At 65.7% G+C, this 19112-nt stretch carries 22 protein-coding genes; 8 read left to right on the forward strand and 14 right to left on the reverse strand.

The window, feature by feature from the left end; all coding sequences use genetic code 11:
• Positions 1–7: 7 nt before the first annotated feature.
• Positions 8–2002: a right-handed parallel beta-helix repeat-containing protein gene (locus AC07NK_RS04565; RefSeq protein WP_495169371.1), complete on the reverse strand. Its 1995-nt coding sequence runs from the start codon at positions 2000–2002 to the stop codon at positions 8–10.
• A gap of 161 nt (positions 2003–2163) precedes the next feature.
• Positions 2164–2892: an SDR family oxidoreductase gene (locus AC07NK_RS04570; protein WP_495169372.1), complete on the reverse strand. Its 729-nt coding sequence runs from the start codon at positions 2890–2892 to the stop codon at positions 2164–2166.
• A 61-nt stretch (positions 2893–2953) separates the two neighbouring features.
• On the opposite strand from AC07NK_RS04570, the gene AC07NK_RS04575 reads away from it, so the two are divergent.
• Together AC07NK_RS04575 and AC07NK_RS04580 are read left to right on the forward strand one after the other, a co-directional pair.
• Positions 2954–4570 carry a rhamnogalacturonidase gene (locus AC07NK_RS04575; RefSeq protein ID WP_495169373.1) on the forward strand — a complete coding sequence of 539 codons (1617 nt, stop codon included), beginning with the start codon at positions 2954–2956 and terminating at the stop codon, positions 4568–4570.
• On the forward strand, positions 4567–5565 hold the full coding sequence (locus tag AC07NK_RS04580; RefSeq protein ID WP_495169374.1) for an aldo/keto reductase: 999 nt from the start codon (positions 4567–4569) through the stop codon (positions 5563–5565). The genes AC07NK_RS04575 and AC07NK_RS04580 overlap by 4 nt, the downstream gene beginning before the upstream one ends.
• Positions 5566–5571: 6 nt before the next feature.
• On the opposite strand, the gene AC07NK_RS04585 is transcribed toward AC07NK_RS04580, so the two are convergent.
• The 3 genes from AC07NK_RS04585 to AC07NK_RS04595 form a co-directional block, all read right to left on the reverse strand.
• The gene (locus tag AC07NK_RS04585) at positions 5572–6069 is read right to left on the reverse strand and encodes a Dps family protein (protein ID WP_495169375.1); all 498 of its coding nucleotides are present in this window, start codon (positions 6067–6069) and stop codon (positions 5572–5574) included.
• A gap of 98 nt (positions 6070–6167) precedes the next feature.
• The gene (locus AC07NK_RS04590) at positions 6168–6734 is read right to left on the reverse strand and encodes a TMEM165/GDT1 family protein (RefSeq protein WP_495169376.1); all 567 of its coding nucleotides are present in this window, start codon (positions 6732–6734) and stop codon (positions 6168–6170) included.
• An 18-nt stretch (positions 6735–6752) separates the two neighbouring features.
• Entirely contained in the window at positions 6753–7070 is a 318-nt protein-coding gene (locus tag AC07NK_RS04595) for a hypothetical protein (protein WP_495169377.1), read from the reverse strand.
• Between the two features lie 189 nt (positions 7071–7259).
• Between AC07NK_RS04595 and rpmG the strand changes: the two genes are divergently transcribed.
• Entirely contained in the window at positions 7260–7427 is a 168-nt protein-coding gene (gene rpmG, locus AC07NK_RS04600) for a 50S ribosomal protein L33 (RefSeq protein WP_066571778.1), read from the forward strand.
• Between the two features lie 104 nt (positions 7428–7531).
• Here the strand turns inward: rpmG and AC07NK_RS04605 are convergent, their stop codons facing one another.
• The gene (locus AC07NK_RS04605; RefSeq protein ID WP_495169635.1) at positions 7532–7894 is read right to left on the reverse strand and encodes a response regulator; all 363 of its coding nucleotides are present in this window, start codon (positions 7892–7894) and stop codon (positions 7532–7534) included.
• Between the two features lie 40 nt (positions 7895–7934).
• Between AC07NK_RS04605 and AC07NK_RS04610 the strand changes: the two genes are divergently transcribed.
• From AC07NK_RS04610 to AC07NK_RS04625, 4 genes are all read left to right on the forward strand, one after another.
• The gene (locus AC07NK_RS04610) at positions 7935–8207 is read left to right on the forward strand and encodes a DUF3572 family protein (protein WP_495169378.1); all 273 of its coding nucleotides are present in this window, start codon (positions 7935–7937) and stop codon (positions 8205–8207) included.
• Positions 8204–8851 carry an HAD family hydrolase gene (locus tag AC07NK_RS04615; protein ID WP_495169379.1) on the forward strand — a complete coding sequence of 216 codons (648 nt, stop codon included), beginning with the start codon at positions 8204–8206 and terminating at the stop codon, positions 8849–8851. Before AC07NK_RS04610 ends, AC07NK_RS04615 begins: the two co-directional genes overlap by 4 nt.
• Positions 8848–9306 (forward strand): RidA family protein, encoded by a 459-nt coding sequence (locus AC07NK_RS04620; protein WP_495169380.1) that lies wholly within the window; start codon positions 8848–8850, stop codon positions 9304–9306. Before AC07NK_RS04615 ends, AC07NK_RS04620 begins: the two co-directional genes overlap by 4 nt.
• A gap of 212 nt (positions 9307–9518) precedes the next feature.
• Positions 9519–10247: a TorF family putative porin gene (locus tag AC07NK_RS04625; RefSeq protein WP_495169381.1), complete on the forward strand. Its 729-nt coding sequence runs from the start codon at positions 9519–9521 to the stop codon at positions 10245–10247.
• 91 nt (positions 10248–10338) lie between these two features.
• Here AC07NK_RS04625 and AC07NK_RS04630 read toward each other — a convergent pair whose 3' ends face one another.
• The 7 genes from AC07NK_RS04630 to AC07NK_RS04660 form a co-directional block, all read right to left on the reverse strand.
• On the reverse strand, positions 10339–10809 hold the full coding sequence (locus tag AC07NK_RS04630; RefSeq protein ID WP_495169382.1) for a DUF3035 domain-containing protein: 471 nt from the start codon (positions 10807–10809) through the stop codon (positions 10339–10341).
• Positions 10802–11332, reverse strand: a complete 531-nt coding sequence (lspA, locus tag AC07NK_RS04635; RefSeq protein WP_495169383.1) for a signal peptidase II — start codon at positions 11330–11332, stop codon at positions 10802–10804. The genes AC07NK_RS04630 and lspA overlap by 8 nt, the downstream gene beginning before the upstream one ends.
• Complete coding sequence (gene ileS / locus AC07NK_RS04640) at positions 11329–14211, reverse strand: isoleucine--tRNA ligase (RefSeq protein ID WP_495169384.1); 2883 nt, start codon at positions 14209–14211, stop codon at positions 11329–11331. The genes lspA and ileS overlap by 4 nt, the downstream gene beginning before the upstream one ends.
• Positions 14212–14280: 69 nt before the next feature.
• Positions 14281–15210: a bifunctional riboflavin kinase/FAD synthetase gene (locus tag AC07NK_RS04645; RefSeq protein WP_495169385.1), complete on the reverse strand. Its 930-nt coding sequence runs from the start codon at positions 15208–15210 to the stop codon at positions 14281–14283.
• A 49-nt stretch (positions 15211–15259) separates the two neighbouring features.
• Positions 15260–16429 carry a dipeptidase gene (locus AC07NK_RS04650; protein ID WP_495169386.1) on the reverse strand — a complete coding sequence of 390 codons (1170 nt, stop codon included), beginning with the start codon at positions 16427–16429 and terminating at the stop codon, positions 15260–15262.
• Between the two features lie 87 nt (positions 16430–16516).
• On the reverse strand, positions 16517–16993 hold the full coding sequence (locus AC07NK_RS04655) for a dihydrofolate reductase (protein WP_495169636.1): 477 nt from the start codon (positions 16991–16993) through the stop codon (positions 16517–16519).
• Positions 16990–17784 (reverse strand): thymidylate synthase, encoded by a 795-nt coding sequence (locus AC07NK_RS04660; RefSeq protein ID WP_495169387.1) that lies wholly within the window; start codon positions 17782–17784, stop codon positions 16990–16992. The genes AC07NK_RS04655 and AC07NK_RS04660 overlap by 4 nt, the downstream gene beginning before the upstream one ends.
• 150 nt (positions 17785–17934) lie before the next feature.
• Here AC07NK_RS04660 and AC07NK_RS04665 point away from each other — a divergent pair, with 150 nt between their 5' ends.
• A complete protein-coding gene (locus tag AC07NK_RS04665; protein ID WP_495169388.1) occupies positions 17935–18333 on the forward strand; it encodes a JAB domain-containing protein in 399 nt (132 codons plus the stop codon).
• 3 nt (positions 18334–18336) lie between these two features.
• On the opposite strand, the gene AC07NK_RS04670 is transcribed toward AC07NK_RS04665, so the two are convergent.
• Entirely contained in the window at positions 18337–19089 is a 753-nt protein-coding gene (locus AC07NK_RS04670) for a class I SAM-dependent methyltransferase (RefSeq protein ID WP_495169637.1), read from the reverse strand.
• Positions 19090–19112: the final 23 nt, after the last annotated feature.

Here is a 19112-nt window from a genome sequence, read left to right on the forward strand (position 1 = left end):
GCAGCGGTCAGTCCCGCGGCCCCGCTTCCTCGATCACCTTGCGCGCATCGGCCGGCCAGTCGCGGTCCGGGATCAGGAAATTCCCCCGCGCGTCATTGCCGATCTCGGGCAGCCAGCGCCCGCCGGTCGACATTGAATTATGCCAGTTGCCGAACGCCTTGTTGTCGGTCGAGATGCGCCGCCGGTACATGCCGCCTGCGGTGTTGATGTTGAGCCACTTGCCCCCGGTCTCGACGACGTTGCCGGTCACGGTGAAGTGCTTGCTGCCCTCGTCCAGATAGATGCCGATCCGGTTCGAGATGTCGAAGATATGGTTGTTGCGGATCACCGAATTGGGGTTGGCGGAGAGGTTGTAGATCGCCCCGCCGTCCTCGTACCACAGTTTCACGCCATGGATGCGATTGCCCTCGACCAGCGTGTTGCGCAGCGTGGTGGGCGTCGTGAACTTCGGGTTGTGGACATAGCCCTTCTGTTTCTCGTCGTAATTCGGGTTGCCGCCCGCATCGTTGTAGCCCCAGCCCCAGCCGACCGCGATCGCATCGTACGGCGCATCTGAGATGTCGTTGTGACGGATCGTCGCACCGTCCACATACGTCGTCAGGATGGCGGCATTATCCTTGTAATCCTGGCTGACCGTGACGACCGTGTTGTCCTCGATCACGAGGTTGCGGTTGATCAGCTTCGGGTCGCCCGGATGATGCGCGTCGGTGCGCACGCCGCCGGCCATGATCGCCCCGCCCGAGAGGATCGAGAAACGGTTGCGCGACACGCGGACGCCGTCGGTGGCAAGGCCGACGCCGGTCAGGTGCGCGGTCGGCTCGTTGCCGATGCCCAGCGCGATCTGGCCGAGCTGGGTAAAGTGGTTGCCCTCGAATGCCACCTCGCGCGCGGCCGAAACCTGAACCGCTGCCGGCATCTGGTGCCATTTGAGGCGCATCGATTCGAACTCGACACAGCCCCAGCCGCATTTGTCCCACGCGTCCTTGGGCCGGATCGGCGAGACGTCGCTGAGGTACGCGCCGCTTTGCTGATTGGCATAGCCGGTCGGCTTGCCCGGCCCCATCCATGAGCTGTGGGCAAAGGTGAGGCCGCGAAAGCTCAGCCGCTCGACCGGCGCCGCGGGCGTGCCGCTGATCGACACCAATGTCTCCAGCGTCGGCACCACGACCTTCAGATCCTTGATATCCTCATCGATGCCCGCGCGCAGGTACAGCTTGCCCGCCTGCGGATCGATCACCCACTGGTGATAGCGCGCATGCCAGTCGTTAGTCTTGCCGATGAACTCGAGCGCGTTGACGAGGAACAACCGCGAATCGTCCGGGAAGATCGGCTTGCTGACCGTGTCGTAACCCCAAGTGTTGTTGTCCCATGCCGGCTGTTGCATCGTCACGGTGGTGCCGTTGATCGACTTCACCGGCGAATAGCGGTCGGTGAAGAATCCGGTCGCCTCCAGCTCGAGCCGGTCGGGCCGGGCGAGCTTGCCGATATAGCCATATTTCGGATTGACGATCTCGAACCCGGTCGCGCCGAACTTCACGTCGGACGCGCGCAGCTCGATCCACGGGCGCTCGGCGACGGTGCCGTTGACCCAGATCTGGCGGGTGTCGAGCCCCTTCGGCGTCGCGGCGACATAGATCCGTTCCTTCTCGTCGTGCACTGCGAAGCCGCCGATTTCGATCCCCGACGAGATGACCGGCTTGGCGCCTTCCGCCGCGCGCCATTCGACCGTCTTGCCGCTCTGCCCGCCATCGGCGCGGCGGAAGACCAGCGGCCTGGTCAGCTTGTAGGTGCCGTCGGCGAGCAGGACCGTGACATCGTTCTTGCCGTTGCTCGCCCGCACCAGCGCCTGTGCGCGCTCGAGGCTGCGTACCGGCTTCGCCTGCGTCCCCGAATTGCGGTCGTCGCCTGCGGGCGCGACATGCACCGTCACCTGCGCCAAAGCCGACGTGGCGGTGAGCAACGCGGCGGTCAGTGTGAGACGGCGAACAGCTTTGGCAATCATCTGGGCACTCTCCTAACGTCCGTCACCCCGGCCTTGTGCCGGGGTCCACTGTGCCGCGCTGGACAGGCTTTACGCCTCTTGCCCTTCCCTTGGCATCCCGGTGGACCCGGCACAGGGCCGGGGTTATGGGGCAGGGCAGGACCCAGCAGGCCGATCTCGATTCAGTTCACCCAGCCGCCGTCGATCACATTGACCGTGCCGGAGGTGAAGGCGCTTTCGTCGCTGGCCAGATACACCGCCAGCGCCGCCAGCTCGCTCACGCGCCCGAACCGGCCCATCGCCTGGCGTGCGGTGAACTCGGCATAGGCCTTGTCGAAATCGCCGGTGTCGTGCAGCCGCTGGATCAGCGATGGCGTCTCGACCGTGCCGGGGCAGATCGCGTTGCAGCGGATGCCCTTGGTCACATAGTCGATCGCCACCGATTTGGTCAGGCCGATCACCGCGGCCTTGGTCGCGCCATAGGCGAAGCGGTTGGGCACCGCCTTGATGCTCGAACAAACCGACGACATGTTGATGATCGACCCGCCGCCGCGCGCGATCATGTTGGGCAGCACGGCGCGGATCATGCGATATTGCGCGGTGACGTTGAGCGACTGGGAGAATTCCCACGCATCCTCGTCGCAGTCGAGGATCGTGCCGGCATGAACGAAGCCCGCGCAATTATAGAGGACGTTCAAGTCGGGAAACTCGGCGGCGATCGCCTGCACCGCATCCTTGCTGGTGACGTCGAGCTGACGGGTCTCGGCGCCCTCAAGCCCTTCCAGCGTTTCGGCGCGGACATCGGTGGCGATGACCCGCGCACCTTCGCGTACGAACGCTTCGACGGTGGCCCGGCCGATGCCCTGGCCCGCTGCGGTCACCAGTGCGATCTTGCCTTCCAGACGGCCCATAAACTCTCCCAACGGATTGAATGCGGCGTAGACAACGCCTTTTGCATTCGTATGATGAATTATGTTTGATGCGCATGCAAGCTTCGATCGCCGCTCGACCCTCGGGTTGCTGGCTCTGATCCTAGGGTCTCCCGCCGCCGCGCAGATTGCGCTCGACGGGCATGGGGTCGAGAATATCCGAAAACACGGCGCGCGCGGCGACGGGCGGACGATCGACAGTCCGGCGATCAACCGCGCGGTGCAGGCTGCGGCGAAGCGCGGTGGTGGCGTGGTGCTGGTGCCGCCCGGCCGGTATCTCAGCTTCTCGATCCGCCTGCTCGACAATGTCACGCTGGCCTTGTCCGCGGGTGCGGTCATCGAAGCGGCTGATCCCGACATCCACGGCCGTAACTACGATCCGCCCGAAAATTATCTGGAGGAGCAGTTTCAGGATTTCGGCATCACCCATGTCCATAACAGCCTGATCTATGCCGACGGCGCGTCGAACATCGCCGTTATCGGCTCCGGCATGCTCCACGGCCTCGGCCTCGATCGCGACGGTCCGGGCGACCGCTGGTGGGCGCGTAAGAATTGGGAATCGGCAAAGGCACTGGGAATCAGCCCGAAGGAATTCATGCTGCGTGACGCGAATGAGGCTGCGCAGGTGGGCCGGGCGAACAAAACGATCGGGCTGATGAACTGCCGCAATGTCCAGCTCAAGGACTTCACCATCCTGCAGGCCGGCCATTTCGGCATCATCGCGCATGGCTGCAGCAACATGGCGCTGGACGGCATCGTCATCGATACCGACCGCGACGGGATCGACATCGATTGCTGCCGCGATGTGCGGGTGGTCAACTGCACCGTCAACGCGCCCAAGGACGATGCGATCGTGCTCAAGAGCAGCTACGCGCTCGGCCGCAAGGTCATGTGCGAGGACATCCTCATTCAGGGCTGCAAGACCAGCGGCTATTTGATGGGATCGCTGCTCGACGGCAGCTATCGCCTGTCCGATTATGGCTCGCCCGACGGTAACGGGGTGCTGGGACGGATCAAGATGGGGACCGAGACCAATGGCGGCTTCCGCAACGTCCGCGTCTCCGACTGTATCTGCACCAACAGCCGCGGCATCCTCGTCGGGATCGTCGACGGCGGATTGATGGAAGATGTGGTGGTGAGCGGCATCACGCTGCGTGATCCGGTCAACCATCCGCTGTTCGTGCATCATGGTGCGCGGATGCGCGCGCCGAAGGGCACGCCGGTCGGTGCGATCCGCCGCGTCCGGTTCGAGGATGTGCAGGTCTCGGGCGCCGATCCGCGCTATCCCTGCGGAGTCGAGGGCTTCGCCGACGGCCCGGTCGAGGATGTGAGCTTCGTCGGGGTCGACGTAACCTCGCCTGGCGGCGGTACCGCTGCCGACGCGGCGCGCGAACCCGAATATCGCCGCGAGACCAGCCTCGAGGTGAGCTATCTCAAGACCCTGCCTGCGCACGGCCTGTGGGCGCGCCACGCGAAGCGGCTGACGGTGCGCGACTGCCGTTTCGCGGTCGAGCAGTCCGACGCGCGGCCCACGGTCGCGCTGCGCAACGTCGCCGGCGCGCAGATCGACGGACTGGTCTCCAGCAAGCCGCGCGATGCCGCGGTGTCGGCGAAGGACAGCAGCGGGATCGCGCTCGGCGCGGTACAGCTGCTCGCATGATCGAGCTGGGCCAGCTCGCCTTCGGGGCGGCGTCGATCGGCAATCTCTACCGCGCGGTGCCCGGGGATCAGGCTCGCGCGGTGGTCGCGCGGGCATGGGATGCCGGGGTGCGCTATTTCGACACCGCGCCGCATTACGGTTTCGGGCTCAGCGAGAAACGGCTGGGCGCTGCGCTCGCCGAACTGGATCCGGCACAGACTGCGATCGTCTCGACCAAGGTCGGCCGCCGGCTCGACCCGCGTCCCGACGCCGATCTCTCGGCGGTGCGTCAGGCCTTCGTGTCGCCCGAGCCCTATGAGAGCGTATTCGACTATAGCTACGATGCGGTGATGCGCTCCTATGAAGGCAGCCTCAAGCGTCTCCGCCGCGATCGCATCGACATCCTCTACGCGCACGATATCGGCAGTTTTGCCCATGGTGCGGATCATCCGCGGCTGTTCGCGGGGTTCATCGGCGGCGGCTACCGCGCGATGCTGGAACTGCGCGATTCGGGCGCGGTCGGCGCGATCGGGCTGGGGGTCAATGAGGTCGCGGTGTGCATCGAGATGCTGAGCGTCGGCGACATCGATCTGATCATGCTCGCAGGCCGTTACACCTTGCTCGAACAGGACCCGCTCGACGATCTGCTCCCGCTCTGCGCGCAGCGCGGCGTACAGCTGGTCATTGCCGGGCCCTATAACAGCGGCATCCTTGCCAAGGGCGTCCGTCATGGCGGCGCGATCCCCAATTTCAACTATGAGCCGGCCCCGCCCGTGATCGTCGAACGGGTGGGAGCGATCGAGGATATCTGCGCCCGCCACGGTGTGCCGCTCGCCGCGGCCGCGCTGCAATTCCCGCTCGCGCATCCGCAGGTCGCGTCGGTCGTGCCCGGCATGGGATCGGTGCGTCAGGTCGACGACGCGCTGGCGCTCATGGCGCAGCCGATCCCCGCGGCGCTGTGGGACGAACTCAGGGACGCCGGCCTGATCCGCCGGGACGCACCCGTCCCGGCGTAACCGGCTTCAGCCCTTCCGGGTGGTCTCGAACAGGAACCAGGCGCGCTCCTCTGCCTGATCGGTCCATTCGTCGAGGATACCGCTGGTGGCGTTGTCCTTCGCTTCGTCGACGATGTCCTTGGCCTCGCGCAGCAGTGCGATCAGCTTGAGATTATCCTCGCGCAGCTCGGCCAGCATTGCCTCGGGGGCGACGAAGTCCTTGTCGTTATCCTCGATGGACTGGTGGCGCGAAATGTCGCCGACCGAGCGCAATGTGGCGTTGCCGGTCTTGCGCACGCGCTCGGCGATCACGTCGGTGGTGGCGAGGATCTGCGCAGCCTGATCGTCGAGCATCAGGTGATAGTCGCGGAAATGCGGGCCGGAGACGTGCCAGTGGAAATTCTTGGTCTTGAAGTACAGCGCGAAGCTGTCCGCCAGGATGCCGTTCAGCGCCTGCGCCACGGTCTTGGTGTCGTTGCGGTTGAGGTCGGTCGGGGTCTTCAGCGCGGCGTTGGGGTCGGCCATGATTCGCTCCTGATCGGTTGAGTCGGCAATGAAACGATCCCTTGCCATATAGGGTCCGTCGCTGCGCTGCGGAAAGTGCGATCAGTGCAATCGAGCGGCTAGATCAGCCGCAGCGCTCCGGCGGCAAGGATCGCGCCTGCGACAAGGCAAACCAGCCCGAACCCGATCCTGTACGGACCGATCGGCAGCTTGCGCCACGCCTTCTCGCCCATCAGCGCCGCCGCGGTGTTCACGACCGCCACAGCCACCGTGGCGCCAACGACCACCACCACCGGCGCCGGCTCCTGCGCCGCGAATGCGAAGGTGAAGAATTGCGTCGTATCGCCCGCCGCAAGGATGAACACGCCCAATAGCGGCGTCGCGAACGCGCCGAGCTTCCATCCCTCCAGCCGGTCGGGGGGCTTGAGCCGCCACAGAGCACCCATCGCGGCGAAGACCAGCGCCAGCGCAAGCAGGAGCTGCCGGGCGTTGGGGGTAAGCATCGGTGCGATCAGCATACCCCCCGTGGCAGCCACGGCATTGCCCGCTGCATGGGCAATGATCGCCATGATTGCGACCGTGAAGGGCTTGCCGAACCGGTCGGCGAGGATCGCGACCAGCCACGGCGACCGGTCTCCCGCCTGAGCCAGCAGCACGGCGATAAAGGCGGGGACCAGCGAATCCATCAGACCCGGTGCATCAAATCACGCACCAAGGCGAATCGCACACGCGGCGGCGAAGGCGGCGCCCGTGCGCGGATCGTCGCGCCCGCAGTTCACGGCGTCACGCAGCAGCGCAAGGCCATCGGCGATCATCGGTCCGCGCTGGCCCGCGGCGAGCGCCGATTCGAGTGCATGGACGACGGGAAGCGCAGGGGTGATCCCGTTGGCGAGCGCGATTCGGCGGATCGCGTCGAGATCCGCGGCAAGTTCGGAGGTGGCGGCCCGCGCCGCGCGCGCGCCGATCGAATCGATTCGCTGGCCAAGCTCGTCGGCCAGTACCCAGTTGCGTGCATCGGTCATCGCGGATCTCCCCCTGCGATCGTCACGGACAGAGGGTGCATCAAGCATGGTTAACGGGTCGCTAATCAGCTTGAATCCCGACCTCGCGCTTGACATTGCGCGCCCGTCAGGCCATGCGCCCACCCCTGACAGCGGCCTGCCAGCGCGCGGCCGCTTTATTATTTTGAAACAGACTGCAGGATTTGGGCGATGGCCAAGCCGACAACCGTAAAGATCAAGCTCGTCAGCACGGCTGACACTGGCTTCTTCTATGTCACCAAGAAGAACCCGCGTACCCAGACCGAGAAGCTGAGCTTCCGGAAGTACGATCCCGTCGTGCGCAAGCATGTCGAGTTCAAGGAAGCGAAGATCAAGTGATGCAAGCAGCGGCGTAAGCCGCTGCGCGTCATCCCGGACTCGATCCGGGATTCAGGGCCGCAGGCGATTCGCCATGCGGCCTTTCGCGTTTCAGGCGCTGTCGTTCACAGCAGCGCCTGCACCTCTTCGACGAAGCGCATCACCGAGATCGGCTTGGTGACATAGGCGTTGGCGCCTGCCGCGCGAATCCGCGCCTCGTCCTCCTGACCGGCGTAAGCGGTCACCGCCATCACCGGGATGTTCTTGAGCACCGGGTCTCCCCGCATCCGTCCGATGATGTCGATGCCGGAGATGTGCGGCAGCTGGATATCCATCACTACCAGATCCGGATTGAACGCGCGCGCGGTCGCCACCGCTTCGCGCCCGTCACGCACCGGCGATGTTTCGAAGCCGTGCGCGCGCAGCAGATCGCAGAAAAGTTTGAGGTTGAGTTCGTTGTCCTCGACAACCAGCACCCTTTTTGCCACGCGCACCTTATCCATGAAGAGGTTGGGCAAGCTCTAGGCGATGCGCGCTGGCGAGACAAATGAGGACGCAACCGCACTCGCGCTGGCCGCGCTTGGCTGGACGGTGTCCGACGTCAACCGCGCGCACCGGTTGCTCGACATGACGGGCCTTGCCCCCGCTGATCTGCGCGCAAGGGTGGGCGAACCTTCGGTGCTGGCGGCGGTGCTGGGATTCCTTGAGGCTTACGAACCCGATCTGATTGCCTGCGCCGAAGCGATCGATTCGCAACCGGCGGCGCTGGTTGCGGCGCGCGCGAAGCTGGAGATGACATGAAGCCGCTACTGATCTGCGACTGCGACGAGGTGCTGCTGCACATGGTGCGGCATTTCAGCGTGTGGCTCGACGAGGCGCACGACGTCGATTTCGACGTAGCCAACCATGACTGGGCCAACGCGATGAAGCGGCGTGATGGCGCCGAACTGACGCCCGAGGCGATGTGGGGCTATCTCGACGGCTTCTTTCCGGGTGAGATGGCGCGGCAGACGCTGGTGCCGCACGCGCGTGAGGCGCTCGCCGCGCTGAGCGAGGTTGCGGACATCGTCATCCTCACCAATCTCAAGGATCATTGTCGCGAACCGCGTATCGCGCAGCTCGACATGCATGGCATCGTCCATCGCGTGGAATGCAATCAGGGCGGCAAGGGCCGTCCCGTGGCGCAACTGGTCGAGGAACATGGCGCAAGCGTCACAGTGTTCGTTGACGATCTGGCCCAGCACCATGAATCGGTTGCCCGCGCTGCGCCGTATGTTTTTCGACTGCACATGGTGTCCGAACCGGCGATGGCGTCGTTCGTGCCCGCTGCCCCGCACGCCCATGCTCGGATCGATGACTGGTGCGAAGCTCAGCGCTGGATTTCTGCCCGCTTTTCCGCCGGCCAGCCGGCAACCGAACTCGCAACCCTGGGAGACTCTAAATGACCGACGTAAACGCCAAGCTTGCCGAACTCGGCCTGACCCTGCCCGAGGCCGCCGCCCCGGTCGCGGCCTATGTGCCCGCCGTACTGGCGAGCGGCCTGCTTCATATCTCTGGCCAGCTTCCCTTCAAGGACGGCGCGGTGATGACCGGCCGCCTCGGCGAGGATCGCGATGTTGCCTATGGGCAGGAAGCAGCCGAGCGCTGCGCGCTGATGCTCGTCGCGCAGATTGGTAAGGCGCTGGGCGGGTTCGACCGCGTCGAGCGGATCGTCAAGCTCGGCGTGTTCGTCAATTCGGCGCCGAGCTTCACCGAGCAGCCTCAGGTCGGCAACGGCGCGTCGGAACTGATGGAGAAGCTGTTCGGCGAAGCCGGGCGTCACGCCCGCGCCGCGGTGGGCGTCGCGGCATTGCCCCGTGGCGCTGCTGTCGAGGTTGACGCGATCGTTGCGGTTCGCTGATTCGTCACAAGCGTGACCATGTTGTTGCGCCGCCGCCACAGCGGCGGCGCAATTGCTACGGTTGGACGAAAGGCGATTGTGCAGCGCAGCGTGATGCGGCACATATGCGACAGCAAACGGAAATAGCCGCGCCGGGGCGAACGCCCTGAGCCAACAGCGGCGTCCCGGTTGCTGCAGGTTGGGACCACTCGCATTTAGACGAAAGGGATCCCATGAATTTCACCAGAGCCATTTCCGGCGCATTGCTGCTGGCGGTCACCGCGACTCCTGCCTTCGCGCAGGATGAGACCGACGCGCCCGCCGCGTTCACCATCACCGGTAGCGCCACCGTGGTCAGCGACTATCGCTTCCGCGGCTTCTCGCAGTCAAACGAGGAAGCCGCGATCCAGGGTGGCTTCACCGTTACCCATGAGAGTGGCCTCTATCTCGGCACCTGGGGATCGAGCATCGGCTTCAACAACGGCACCGAGATCGACGTGATCGCGGGCTTTGCCAAAGAAGTCTCGTCGGGCCTGACCGCCGATGTCGGCGCGACGCTGTATCTCTATCCCGGCTCATCCAACACCACCGTGATCGAGCCCTATTTCGCGATGACAGGTACGATCGGTCCGGCGACGATCAAGGGCATGGCCGCATGGGCGCCGGGCGGACAGGATTCGCTGGGCGGTAACAGTGCGGTCTATCTGTCGGGCGATGTCGGCGTCGGAATCCCCACGACCCCGTTCAAGCTCAAGGGCCATCTCGGCTACTCCAAGAGCGACAGCTTCCTCGGCGGTCTGGACGGCGACGTATTCGACTATTCGGTGGGCGTGGAAGCAACGTGGAAAATGCTGACCTTCGGGATCTCCTACGTCAACACCGACGCGCCGCGGCTCGGCGGCTACAAGGAAACGGTCGGCGCTGACGGCGCGGTCCTCTTCTCGCTAGGCGCCGCCTTCTAGGCGCTCGCCGATTCGGGCAAAAAGAAAGGGCCGCGGAACTGTTCCGCGGCCCTTTTCTGTTTGACCCGACCGGCGTCGCCGCCGGCGAGGATCAGTTCTGCGGTGTCGGGCTGGGCGCCGGAGCAGGCGTTGCCGGAGTCGGGGCGGCGCCCGTCGCGGTGCGCGCGTCGCGGCCGTCGCCCTGCGGCGCGGCGACGATGTCGCGGGTGGTGCTGCCCTTGTCGATCACGTTGGTGCCCGGGCTGCCCACCGAGGAGCGGACCCCGACATCGGCGGCGTTGTTGCCGCCCGCCGCCTGGATCGCCGTCTGTTCGGCTGCACTGCGCTGTGCCGTGCCGAACAGCGCTTCAAGCGCCTGCTGCGAAGGGCCACCCGAATCCTGCGGGCGCGGCGCGCCGGGCTGAGGCGGACGCATCGCGAAATCGGGCGGGATCACCAGCGGCGCCTGACGCGCCACGGCGAACTCGTCGGGCCGCTTGCGGTTGAGCATGCCGCCGCTGCCGCAGCTAACGAGCAGCATCGCCGATCCGCCGACGGCGGCGATGAGGACAGACTTACGCATTGGCATTCTCCACAGGGGCAGCGTCGGCACTGGCTTCGGCCTTTGGTTTTTCACGTACGAACAGCGCCCGGATGAGCAGGATCACGACGCCGATGGTAATCGCAGCATCGGCGACATTGAAGACCAAAAAAGGGCGCCATTCGCCGAAGTGCAGATCGGCATAGTCGACGACATAGCCGAAACGCACGCGATCGACGATGTTGCCCAGCGCGCCGCCCAGTACGAACGCCAGCGCCAGCATGTCGCCGCGGTTCTTTTCGCGCGCCATCCAGAAGCCGACGCCAACCGCGATCACGCCGGTCAGCACCACCAGCGCCCAGCGCATCCAGTCGGTCTCTGCGGCCAGCAGCCCCAGCGACACGCCATTATTGGCGACGAAGCGCAGATCGAAAAAGGGCAGAATCTCGGTTACCGCGCCGGGATAGGCGATGCCGAGTTTCTCGACGACGAAGGCCTTCATCGCCTGGTCGGCGACGAAAATCAGCGCGGCGAGCGCGAAGCCAAAGGTATGGTTGCGATTCATGAGGTCACCTGTTCGCAGCGGTGGCACAGCGCGCCCTCGGCTTCAACCTCCGGCAGCAGCCGCCAGCAGCGCCCGCACTTCTGGTGATCGGTCCGCGCGACCGTCACCTCGCCGTCCTGAAGCTTTACCTCCGCGACAATGAACACCTCGGCCAGTTCGGCGGCGGGGCGGAGCATCTCGGGCACCGTCACCTGCGCCTCAAGGCTCGACCGGATCGTCTTCTCGCGCCGGTACGGCTCGATCGCCTCGGTCACCTTCTCGCGCAGCGCACGGATATCGGCCCATTCGGTCGAGACTGCGTCGTCGCCGGGCAGCGCCGGTAGTTCGGGCCATTCGAGGAAATGGACCGACCCGTCCTCACTCGGATAGCGCGCCTGCCATACTTCCTCGGCGGTGAAGGCCAGGATCGGTGCCGCATAGCGGACCAGCGCGTGGAACAGCAGGTCGAGCACGGTGCGGTACGCGCGGCGCTTGGGATCGCTCTCCGCGTCGCAGTACAGGCAGTCCTTGCGGATATCGAAGAAGAAGGCCGACAGGTCCTCGTTCATGAAGTCCGACAAAGCGCGGGCGTAGCGGTTGAACTCATACGCTTCTGCTGCTGAGCGCAGCTCGACATCGAGCGCGCCGAGCTTGTGGAGCACATACAGCTCCAGCTCGGGCATCGCCTTGACGTCCACCTTCTCGGCATCGCTGAACCCGTCGAGCGCGCCGAGCAGGTAGCGGAAGGTGTTGCGGATCTTCCGATACGCATCGCCGGTACCGCCCAGCACTTCCTTGCCGATGCGGACATCGTCGAAATAGTCGGTCTGCGCGACCCACAGGCGCAGGATGTCCGCGCCGCTCTCGTTGATGACCTTCAATGGATCGACGACGTTGCCGAGGCTCTTGGACATTTTGCGGCCCTGCCCGTCGAGCGCGAAGCCATGCGTCAGCACCGCGTCATAGGGCGCGCGACCGCGCGTGCCGCAGCTTTCGAGCAGCGACGACTGGAACCAGCCGCGATGCTGGTCGGAGCCTTCGAGATAGAGGTTGGCGCGGGTACCCTCACCATAACGCGCCTCGATCACGAAGCTATGGGTCGAGCCGGAGTCGAACCACACGTCGAGGATGTCGTTGACCACCTCATAGTCGGACAGGTCGTAGTCGGCCCCGAGCAGCGCCTGATGGTCCGCGCCGAACCATGCATCGGCGCCGCCCTGACGGAAGGCGTCGAGGATGCGGGCGTTGACCGCTTCGTCGCGGAGGTAATCGCCGGTCTGGCGGTGGACATAGAGCGGGATCGGCACGCCCCAGGCGCGCTGACGGCTGATCACCCAGTCCGGGCGTCCCTCGACCATCGATCGGATGCGGTTGGTCGAGCGCTCGGGCACCCAGCGCGTCCGCTCGATCGCGTCGAGCGCGAGGCCGCGCAGGGTGGGGGCGTTGCCGGGATTGACGATCGGCGCGAAACCCGCGGCCTGCGCCATGCCGGGCAGCTCGTCCGCAGCCGCGCCCGCGGTACGGCCATCGGCGCCACGCTTGCCGTCCATCGGGATGAACCATTGCGGGGTGGCGCGGAAGATGATCTTGGCCTTGGAGCGCCACGAGTGCGGATAGCTGTGCGCGAAATCGTCGGTCGCGGCGAGCAATGCGCCCGCCTCACGCAGATCGGTGCAGATCGGCCCGTCGCTGGCGACAAACTTCTTGTTGATCACCGACCCCTGACCGCCGAGCCACGCCCAGTCGGCGCGGTACATGCCCGCGCCATCGACCGCGAACACCGGGTCGATGCCATGCGCCTTGCACAGCTCGAAATCGTCCTCGCCGTGATCGGGTGCCATATGGACCAGGCCGGTACCCGCATCGGTGGTGACGAAGTCGCCGGGCAGGAAGGGGCGGGGCTTGGCGAAGAAGCCGCCGAGGTGGTGCATCGGGTGGCGGGCGACAGCGCCGGCGAGGCTTCGACCTTGATAGCCGCCTTTAAGCAGCATCTTCCAAGTTGCATCCGGGCCAAACGCAGCCGCGAGTCTGGCCTTCACTGATGGCAACAGCTCACGCGCTATCAAGAGCTTAAGGTCGGCGTGTCCCGGACGCTCGACGACGGCAGTATCGTACCAAATATCCGGTCCGTAGGCTAAAGCCTGGTTCACCGGGATCGTCCACGGCGTGGTCGTCCAGATCACTGCATATGTGCCAACAAGCTCTGGAATAGGGCTGTCGACGATCTCGAACGCGACGTCGATCTGGGTGGAGACGACGTCCTCATATTCGACCTCGGCCTCGGCCAGCGCGGTCTTCTCGACCGGGGACCACATCACCGGCTTGGCACCGCGATAGAGCTGGCCGCTGGTCGCGAACTTGAGCAGCTCGCCCGCGATCGTCGCCTCGGCGTCGAACTTCATGGTGAGATAGGGATCGTCCCAGTCGCCGGTGACGCCCAGCCGCTTGAACTGCTCGCGCTGGATATCGACCCACTTCGCGGCATAGGCGCGGCATTCGGCGCGGAACTCGGCCGGGGGAACCTCGTCCTTGTTGAGCTTCTTGGCGCGGTACGCTTCCTCGATCTTCCACTCGATCGGCAGGCCATGGCAGTCCCAGCCGGGCACATAGGGCGCGTCCTTGCCCAGCAGGCTCTGGCTGCGGACCACGATGTCCTTGAGGATCTTGTTCATAGCGTGACCCATATGCAGGTCGCCATTGGCGTAGGGCGGGCCATCGTGAAGGATGAAGCGCTCGCGCCCCTTCCGCTGCTCGCGCAGCCGGTCGTACACGCCGATACGTGCCCAGCGCTCGAGGATCGCGGGCTCCTTGGCGGCAAGGCCTGCCTTCATCGGGAAATCGGTCTTCGGAAGGAAGACGGTGTCGCGCCAGTCGCGCTGCGAGTCAGTGTTTTCGGTCATGCGTCTCGGCCGATTAGAGGAAAGCGTGGGAAGGTGAAAGCGTGATGCCCCTCCCGCGGCCGGGAGGGGCTAGCTAATTCGCAGCGCGGCCCGCGCCGCTTCGCAATCCGCGGCGATCTGGGCCTTGAGCGCATCGAGCGAATCGAACTTCGCCTCGTCGCGAATGAACTCGATCAGCTTGACCTCGATGGTCTGGCCGTAGAGGTCGCCCGAGAAATCGAAGAAATAGGGCTCGAGCAGCTCGACCGGCGGATCAAAGCTCGGGCGGATGCCAAGATTAGCGGCACCGTCCAGCACGCGGCCATCCGGCAGGTGCCCGCGCACCGCATAGATGCCGTAGCGCGGGCGCAGATAATTGCCGAGCTGGAGGTTCGCGGTGGGAAAGCCGAGCTGGCGCCCAAGCCTTGCGCCCGATTCTACGACACCCTCGATTGCGAACGGGCGGGTAAGCAGCGCGGCGGCCTCGCGCGGTTTCCCCGCCTGAAGCGCCTCGCGGATCAGGCTGGAGGAGATGGTTTCGCCCGACTCCGCGACCGGGGCGATGGTATCGACGCTGAATCCCAGTTCCTCGCCCAGCGCGCGCAGCACCGGAACATCGCCGTCCCGGCCCTTGCCGAAGGTGAAGTCGGCGCCGGTGACGACCCCGCCTGCGCCGATCAGTCCGACCAGCCGCTGTTCGGCAAAGGCGCGGGCGGGCAGGCCGGCGAGCGCGGCATCGAAGCCGAAGACGAGCATCGCGTCGGCGCCTGCTTCCGCGAACAGCCGCTGGCGCTGGTCGAGCGTCGTCAAGCGGAAGGGCACGGTGTCCGGCCGGAAGAAGCGCATCGGATGGGGGTCGAAGGTGGCGACGATCGCCGGCCTGCCCTCGGCGCGGGCGCGTTCGATCGCGCGGCCCACCACCGCCTGGTGTCCCCGGTGAAACCCGTCGAAATTGCCCAGCGCGACGATCCCGCCGCGAAGATGCGCCGGAACCGAAGCCGCTCCGTCCAGCCGCTCCATGCGCGCGCCTATAGAGACGGCTTTCTCCGGTGCCAACTCACTCGCCTGTTCACCGGGCAGGGGCGATCCCCGTGCGCAGCAGCCGCAGTACGTTGCCGCCCATCACCTTGTGGATGTCTTCCGGCGTGAAGCCGCGGTCGACCAGTGCCTGAGTCACGAACACCAGCTGGGCGGTATCGAAACCGGTGGTCACCGCGCCGTCAAAGTCGGAGCCGAGCCCAACATGGTCGATTCCCACCAGATCGCGGACATGCGCGATCGCCGCGGCGACCTTTTCCGGTTCGGTGCCGCAGATCGCGGCGTCCCAGTACCCGATGCCGATCACGCCGCCGGTCTTCGCCACGCCGCGGATCTCCGCGTCGGACAGGTTGCGGTTGACCTTGCACACCGCCTGCACGCCGCCATGGCTCGAGACGACGGGGCGTTTCGCCATGGCGAGGATCTCGGCGACCGTCCTGTGGCTGGCATGCGCGATGTCGACGACCATGCCGAGTTCTTCCATGCGGCGGACGGTCGCGCGGCCGAGCGGGGTCAGGCCGCCCTTGGCGATCCCGTGCATCGATCCGCCAAGCTCGTTGTCGAAGAAATGGGTGAGGCCCGCCATGCGGAAACCCGCGGCATGCAGTCGGTCGATATTGCTGAGCTTACCCTGCATGTTCTGCAGCCCCTCGATCGAGAGCAGACCGCCGACGGTCTTGGCGCCCCGCGCGCGTTCGGCGAGCAGGGCGTCGAGGTCCGCTGTGGTCCGGATCACGCGCAGCTTGCCGCCGGACGCCGCGGCGGCGCGCTCGAGCTTCTGCGCGTGGAACAGCGAGCGCTCGAGCAGCGAGCTCCAGGTCCGCGGCGGCTGGAGCTGGGCGAAGGTCAGCAGCGTGATATTGTCGCTGTCGGCGCTATTGAAGTCGTAATTCTGGTTCTTGGGCGTCTTGCTGACCGACGAGAAGACCTGCAGCGCGACATTGCCCTCGATCAGCCGCGGCAGGTCGACCTGCCCGCGGTCCGACCGCTCGTTGAGGCTTCGTTTCCACAGCAAGGTATCTTCATGCAGGTCGGCGATCTGCAGACCGGCGTGGAGCTTGCGCGTTTCGGGCGTGACGATGGGGAGCTTGGTCGCGACGACCTTGTTCATGCCCTTCTCGACGATACCCGGCGCAAGCACGAAGAAGACGGGGGCAGCGATCGCCAAAAGAACGAGCGCCGAGAAAATCCATTTCCGCATCGCATTCCTTCCCGCCGCTATGCCGGATTCGTTTCGCTGACGGGATGGTGCGGCAGCACGGGCTCCGGAACAAGCCCTGGTTGACGTTTAGGTCAGGCGCTCCAGCGTGACGAAGCTGTGGGCGGGGCGGTCGCCGTCCGCGGGGTGCGCCTCGCGCGCGATCTCGCGCCATTCGGGGCCGAAGGGCGGGACCGTGGCGTCGCCATCGGGCGACAGATGGACTTCGGTGAGCTCGATCCGCTCGGCTCGGTCCAGAAACAGCGCGAAGATTTCCGCGCCGCCGATCACCGCGATGTCGCCCGCGTCCGCAAGGTTCAGTGCTTCCTCGACCGAGGAGGCAACCTCGGCGCCTTCACGCCGCCAGGACGGATCGCGTGTCAGCACGATATGGCGGCGGCCGGGCAGGGGGCTGGGGAAGCTCTCGAACGTCTTGCGGCCCATGATCATGGGCTTGCCCATGGTCTGCGCCTTGAAGCGTTTGAGGTCGGCGGGCAGGCGCCAGGGCAGCTGTCCGTCTACCCCGATCACGCCGTTATCGGCCCGCGCGAGATGGAAGCTGATCAGACCGCGACCTCGGCCTTGATGTGCGGCTGCGCGACATAGTCGTGGAGGACGAAATCCTCATACTCATACGCGTCGATCGAGGCTGGCTTGCGCAGGATTTCCAGCCGCGGCAGCGGTCCGGGCGCGCGGGAGAGCTGCAGTTCGGCCTGTTCGAGGTGGTTGGAATAGAGGTGGCAGTCGCCGCCGGTCCAGATGAACTCGCCCGGCTCGAGATCGCATTGCTGCGCGAGCATGTGCGTGAGCAGCGCGTAGCTCGCGATATTGAACGGTACACCGAGGAAGATGTCGGCCGAACGCTGGTAGAGCTGGAGCGACAGCTTGCCGTTGGCGACATGGCACTGGAACAAGCAGTGGCACGGGGCCAGCGCCATCGCGCCGAGTTCGCCCGGGTTCCAGGCGGAGACGATCATCCGGCGCGAGGCGGGGTTGGCCTTGAGCGTCTCGATCAGTTCCTTGATCTGGTCGATATGGCTGCCGTCGGGGGCCTGCCAGTCGCGCCATTGCTTGCCATAGACGGGGCCGAGGTCGCCATTGTCGTCGGCCCATTCGTCCCAGATGCTGACCTTGCGGTCGTTGAGCCATTTGACGTTGGTGTCGCCGCGCAGGAACCACAGCAATTCGACGATGATCGAGCGCAAATGCAGCTTCTTGGTGGTGAGCGCTGGGAAGCCTTGCGACAGGTCGAAGCGCATCTGGTGCCCGAACACGCTGCGCGTGCCGACGCCGGTACGGTCCATCTGCACCGCGCCATGGGCGAGCGCCCGTTCCATGAGATCGAGATATTGCCGCATCGCCGGTTAGCCTAGCCGAGCGCCGATGCCGCGCCAAGCGCGCCCGTCCGCGAAGCTGTGGATCGTCCTTCATCCGATATGGCGCAAAGCCGCTCCATCCCGGACGCACTTCGGCTCGACGGGTTCGGCGCTTTTCGGAACGATAGCGTCATGACGTTGCAAGCGTCTCTCCCATCCCCCGGCACGCCGTTCGCGGCGGCAGGACAGCTCGTCGCGGACAGCGTCGCCGGGGAACAGGTCGAGGTCGCTGCCTTCGCCTATTGTGACCGAGCGGGGCGAGTCCTGGGGCTTCGTCATGCCCGCGGCGCGGCCGTCGACGCGGTTGATCTCCCCGTACGACGCGTAGCGATCGACGCGCTCAGCCTCGATGCGGTAGTGGTAGTGATGGCGCACAACCATCCGCGCGGCGAAGCCTGGCCGAGCCGTGCCGATCGTGAAGCGACCCGGCGGCTGGCGGATGCGCTGCGCACCTTCGGTGTGCGATTGCACGAACATCTCGTGGTGGGCGCGGGCGGGGCATGGAGTTTCCGCGCCGCGGGGCTTCTCTAGCTGCTACTCGTCGGTGGTCGATTTGGGCGCGGGCGTGCTGCCCTTCTTAGGCGAAGGCTTGAAGCGGCAGGCGCGGATCGCTTCGGGTTCCGGGCGCGGGCCTTCGGCCTTGAATGTCGCGAAATAACCGCCAGCCGAAGGCATGTCGCGCATCGTTACCAGCTTGTAGCCGACCGCGGCGAATTCGCATTTGAGCAGTTCGGGCGGGGTGCCGTGATTCTGCGTCTCGCGATCGGCATCGACCACGACGACCAGCCCGTCGGGCCGCAGCGAGGGGCGCATGCGCCAGAGAAACTCATACGGGTCCTCGACCTCATGATACATGTGTACCATCAGGATGCGGTCGAAGCTGTTCTCGGGAAGCTTGGGATCTTCGGGCTCGCCCAGCCGAACGCTGACATTGTCGAGCCGTTCGCGCGATACGCGCTGGGCGAGCGCGTCGCGCACCCCGGGGATGATGTCCTGCGCCAGCACGCGACCGCGCTTACCGACGCGCGCCGACAGGCGGATGGTGTAATAGCCCTCACCCGCGCCGATATCGGCGACGGTGGTGCCGGGCTTGATCTGCGCGAGGTCCATCACCGCATCGGCTTCATTGAGCCGGTCGCGTGCCTCCTCGGTCGACCAGCGTGCTGAGACGATCGTCGCGACCGGGCGGTCGGCGGCGGGGAAGTGAAGTTCCTGCTCAGCTTCGGGTTTGGGCGCCGGGCGCGGCTCGGTGGCGTCGCACCCCGCGATCGCAAGGGCACCCAGCATCAGCAGCGAGGCGCCCTTTGGCC

Source organism: Sphingomonas sp. GW821-FHT09B04 (assembly GCF_059418285.1).

Coding starts and splice junctions, on each gene's coding strand:
- AC07NK_RS04565 (WP_495169371.1), bottom strand. CDS start 2,002: ATGATTGCCAAAGCTGTTCGCCGTCTCACACTGACCGCCGCGTTGCTC.
- AC07NK_RS04570 (WP_495169372.1), bottom strand. CDS start 2,892: ATGGGCCGTCTGGAAGGCAAGATCGCACTGGTGACCGCAGCGGGCCAG.
- AC07NK_RS04575 (WP_495169373.1), top strand. CDS start 2,954: ATGTTTGATGCGCATGCAAGCTTCGATCGCCGCTCGACCCTCGGGTTG.
- AC07NK_RS04580 (WP_495169374.1), top strand. CDS start 4,567: ATGATCGAGCTGGGCCAGCTCGCCTTCGGGGCGGCGTCGATCGGCAAT.
- AC07NK_RS04585 (WP_495169375.1), bottom strand. CDS start 6,069: ATGGCCGACCCCAACGCCGCGCTGAAGACCCCGACCGACCTCAACCGC.
- AC07NK_RS04590 (WP_495169376.1), bottom strand. CDS start 6,734: ATGGATTCGCTGGTCCCCGCCTTTATCGCCGTGCTGCTGGCTCAGGCG.
- AC07NK_RS04595 (WP_495169377.1), bottom strand. CDS start 7,070: ATGACCGATGCACGCAACTGGGTACTGGCCGACGAGCTTGGCCAGCGA.
- rpmG (WP_066571778.1), top strand. CDS start 7,260: ATGGCCAAGCCGACAACCGTAAAGATCAAGCTCGTCAGCACGGCTGAC.
- AC07NK_RS04610 (WP_495169378.1), top strand. CDS start 7,935: ATGCGCGCTGGCGAGACAAATGAGGACGCAACCGCACTCGCGCTGGCC.
- AC07NK_RS04615 (WP_495169379.1), top strand. CDS start 8,204: ATGAAGCCGCTACTGATCTGCGACTGCGACGAGGTGCTGCTGCACATG.
- AC07NK_RS04620 (WP_495169380.1), top strand. CDS start 8,848: ATGACCGACGTAAACGCCAAGCTTGCCGAACTCGGCCTGACCCTGCCC.
- AC07NK_RS04625 (WP_495169381.1), top strand. CDS start 9,519: ATGAATTTCACCAGAGCCATTTCCGGCGCATTGCTGCTGGCGGTCACC.
- AC07NK_RS04630 (WP_495169382.1), bottom strand. CDS start 10,809: ATGCGTAAGTCTGTCCTCATCGCCGCCGTCGGCGGATCGGCGATGCTG.
- lspA (WP_495169383.1), bottom strand. CDS start 11,332: ATGAATCGCAACCATACCTTTGGCTTCGCGCTCGCCGCGCTGATTTTC.
- ileS (WP_495169384.1), bottom strand. CDS start 14,211: ATGACCGAAAACACTGACTCGCAGCGCGACTGGCGCGACACCGTCTTC.
- AC07NK_RS04645 (WP_495169385.1), bottom strand. CDS start 15,210: ATGGAGCGGCTGGACGGAGCGGCTTCGGTTCCGGCGCATCTTCGCGGC.
- AC07NK_RS04650 (WP_495169386.1), bottom strand. CDS start 16,429: ATGCGGAAATGGATTTTCTCGGCGCTCGTTCTTTTGGCGATCGCTGCC.
- AC07NK_RS04660 (WP_495169387.1), bottom strand. CDS start 17,784: ATGCGGCAATATCTCGATCTCATGGAACGGGCGCTCGCCCATGGCGCG.
- AC07NK_RS04665 (WP_495169388.1), top strand. CDS start 17,935: ATGACGTTGCAAGCGTCTCTCCCATCCCCCGGCACGCCGTTCGCGGCG.
- AC07NK_RS04670 (WP_495169637.1), bottom strand. CDS start 19,089: ATGCTGGGTGCCCTTGCGATCGCGGGGTGCGACGCCACCGAGCCGCGC.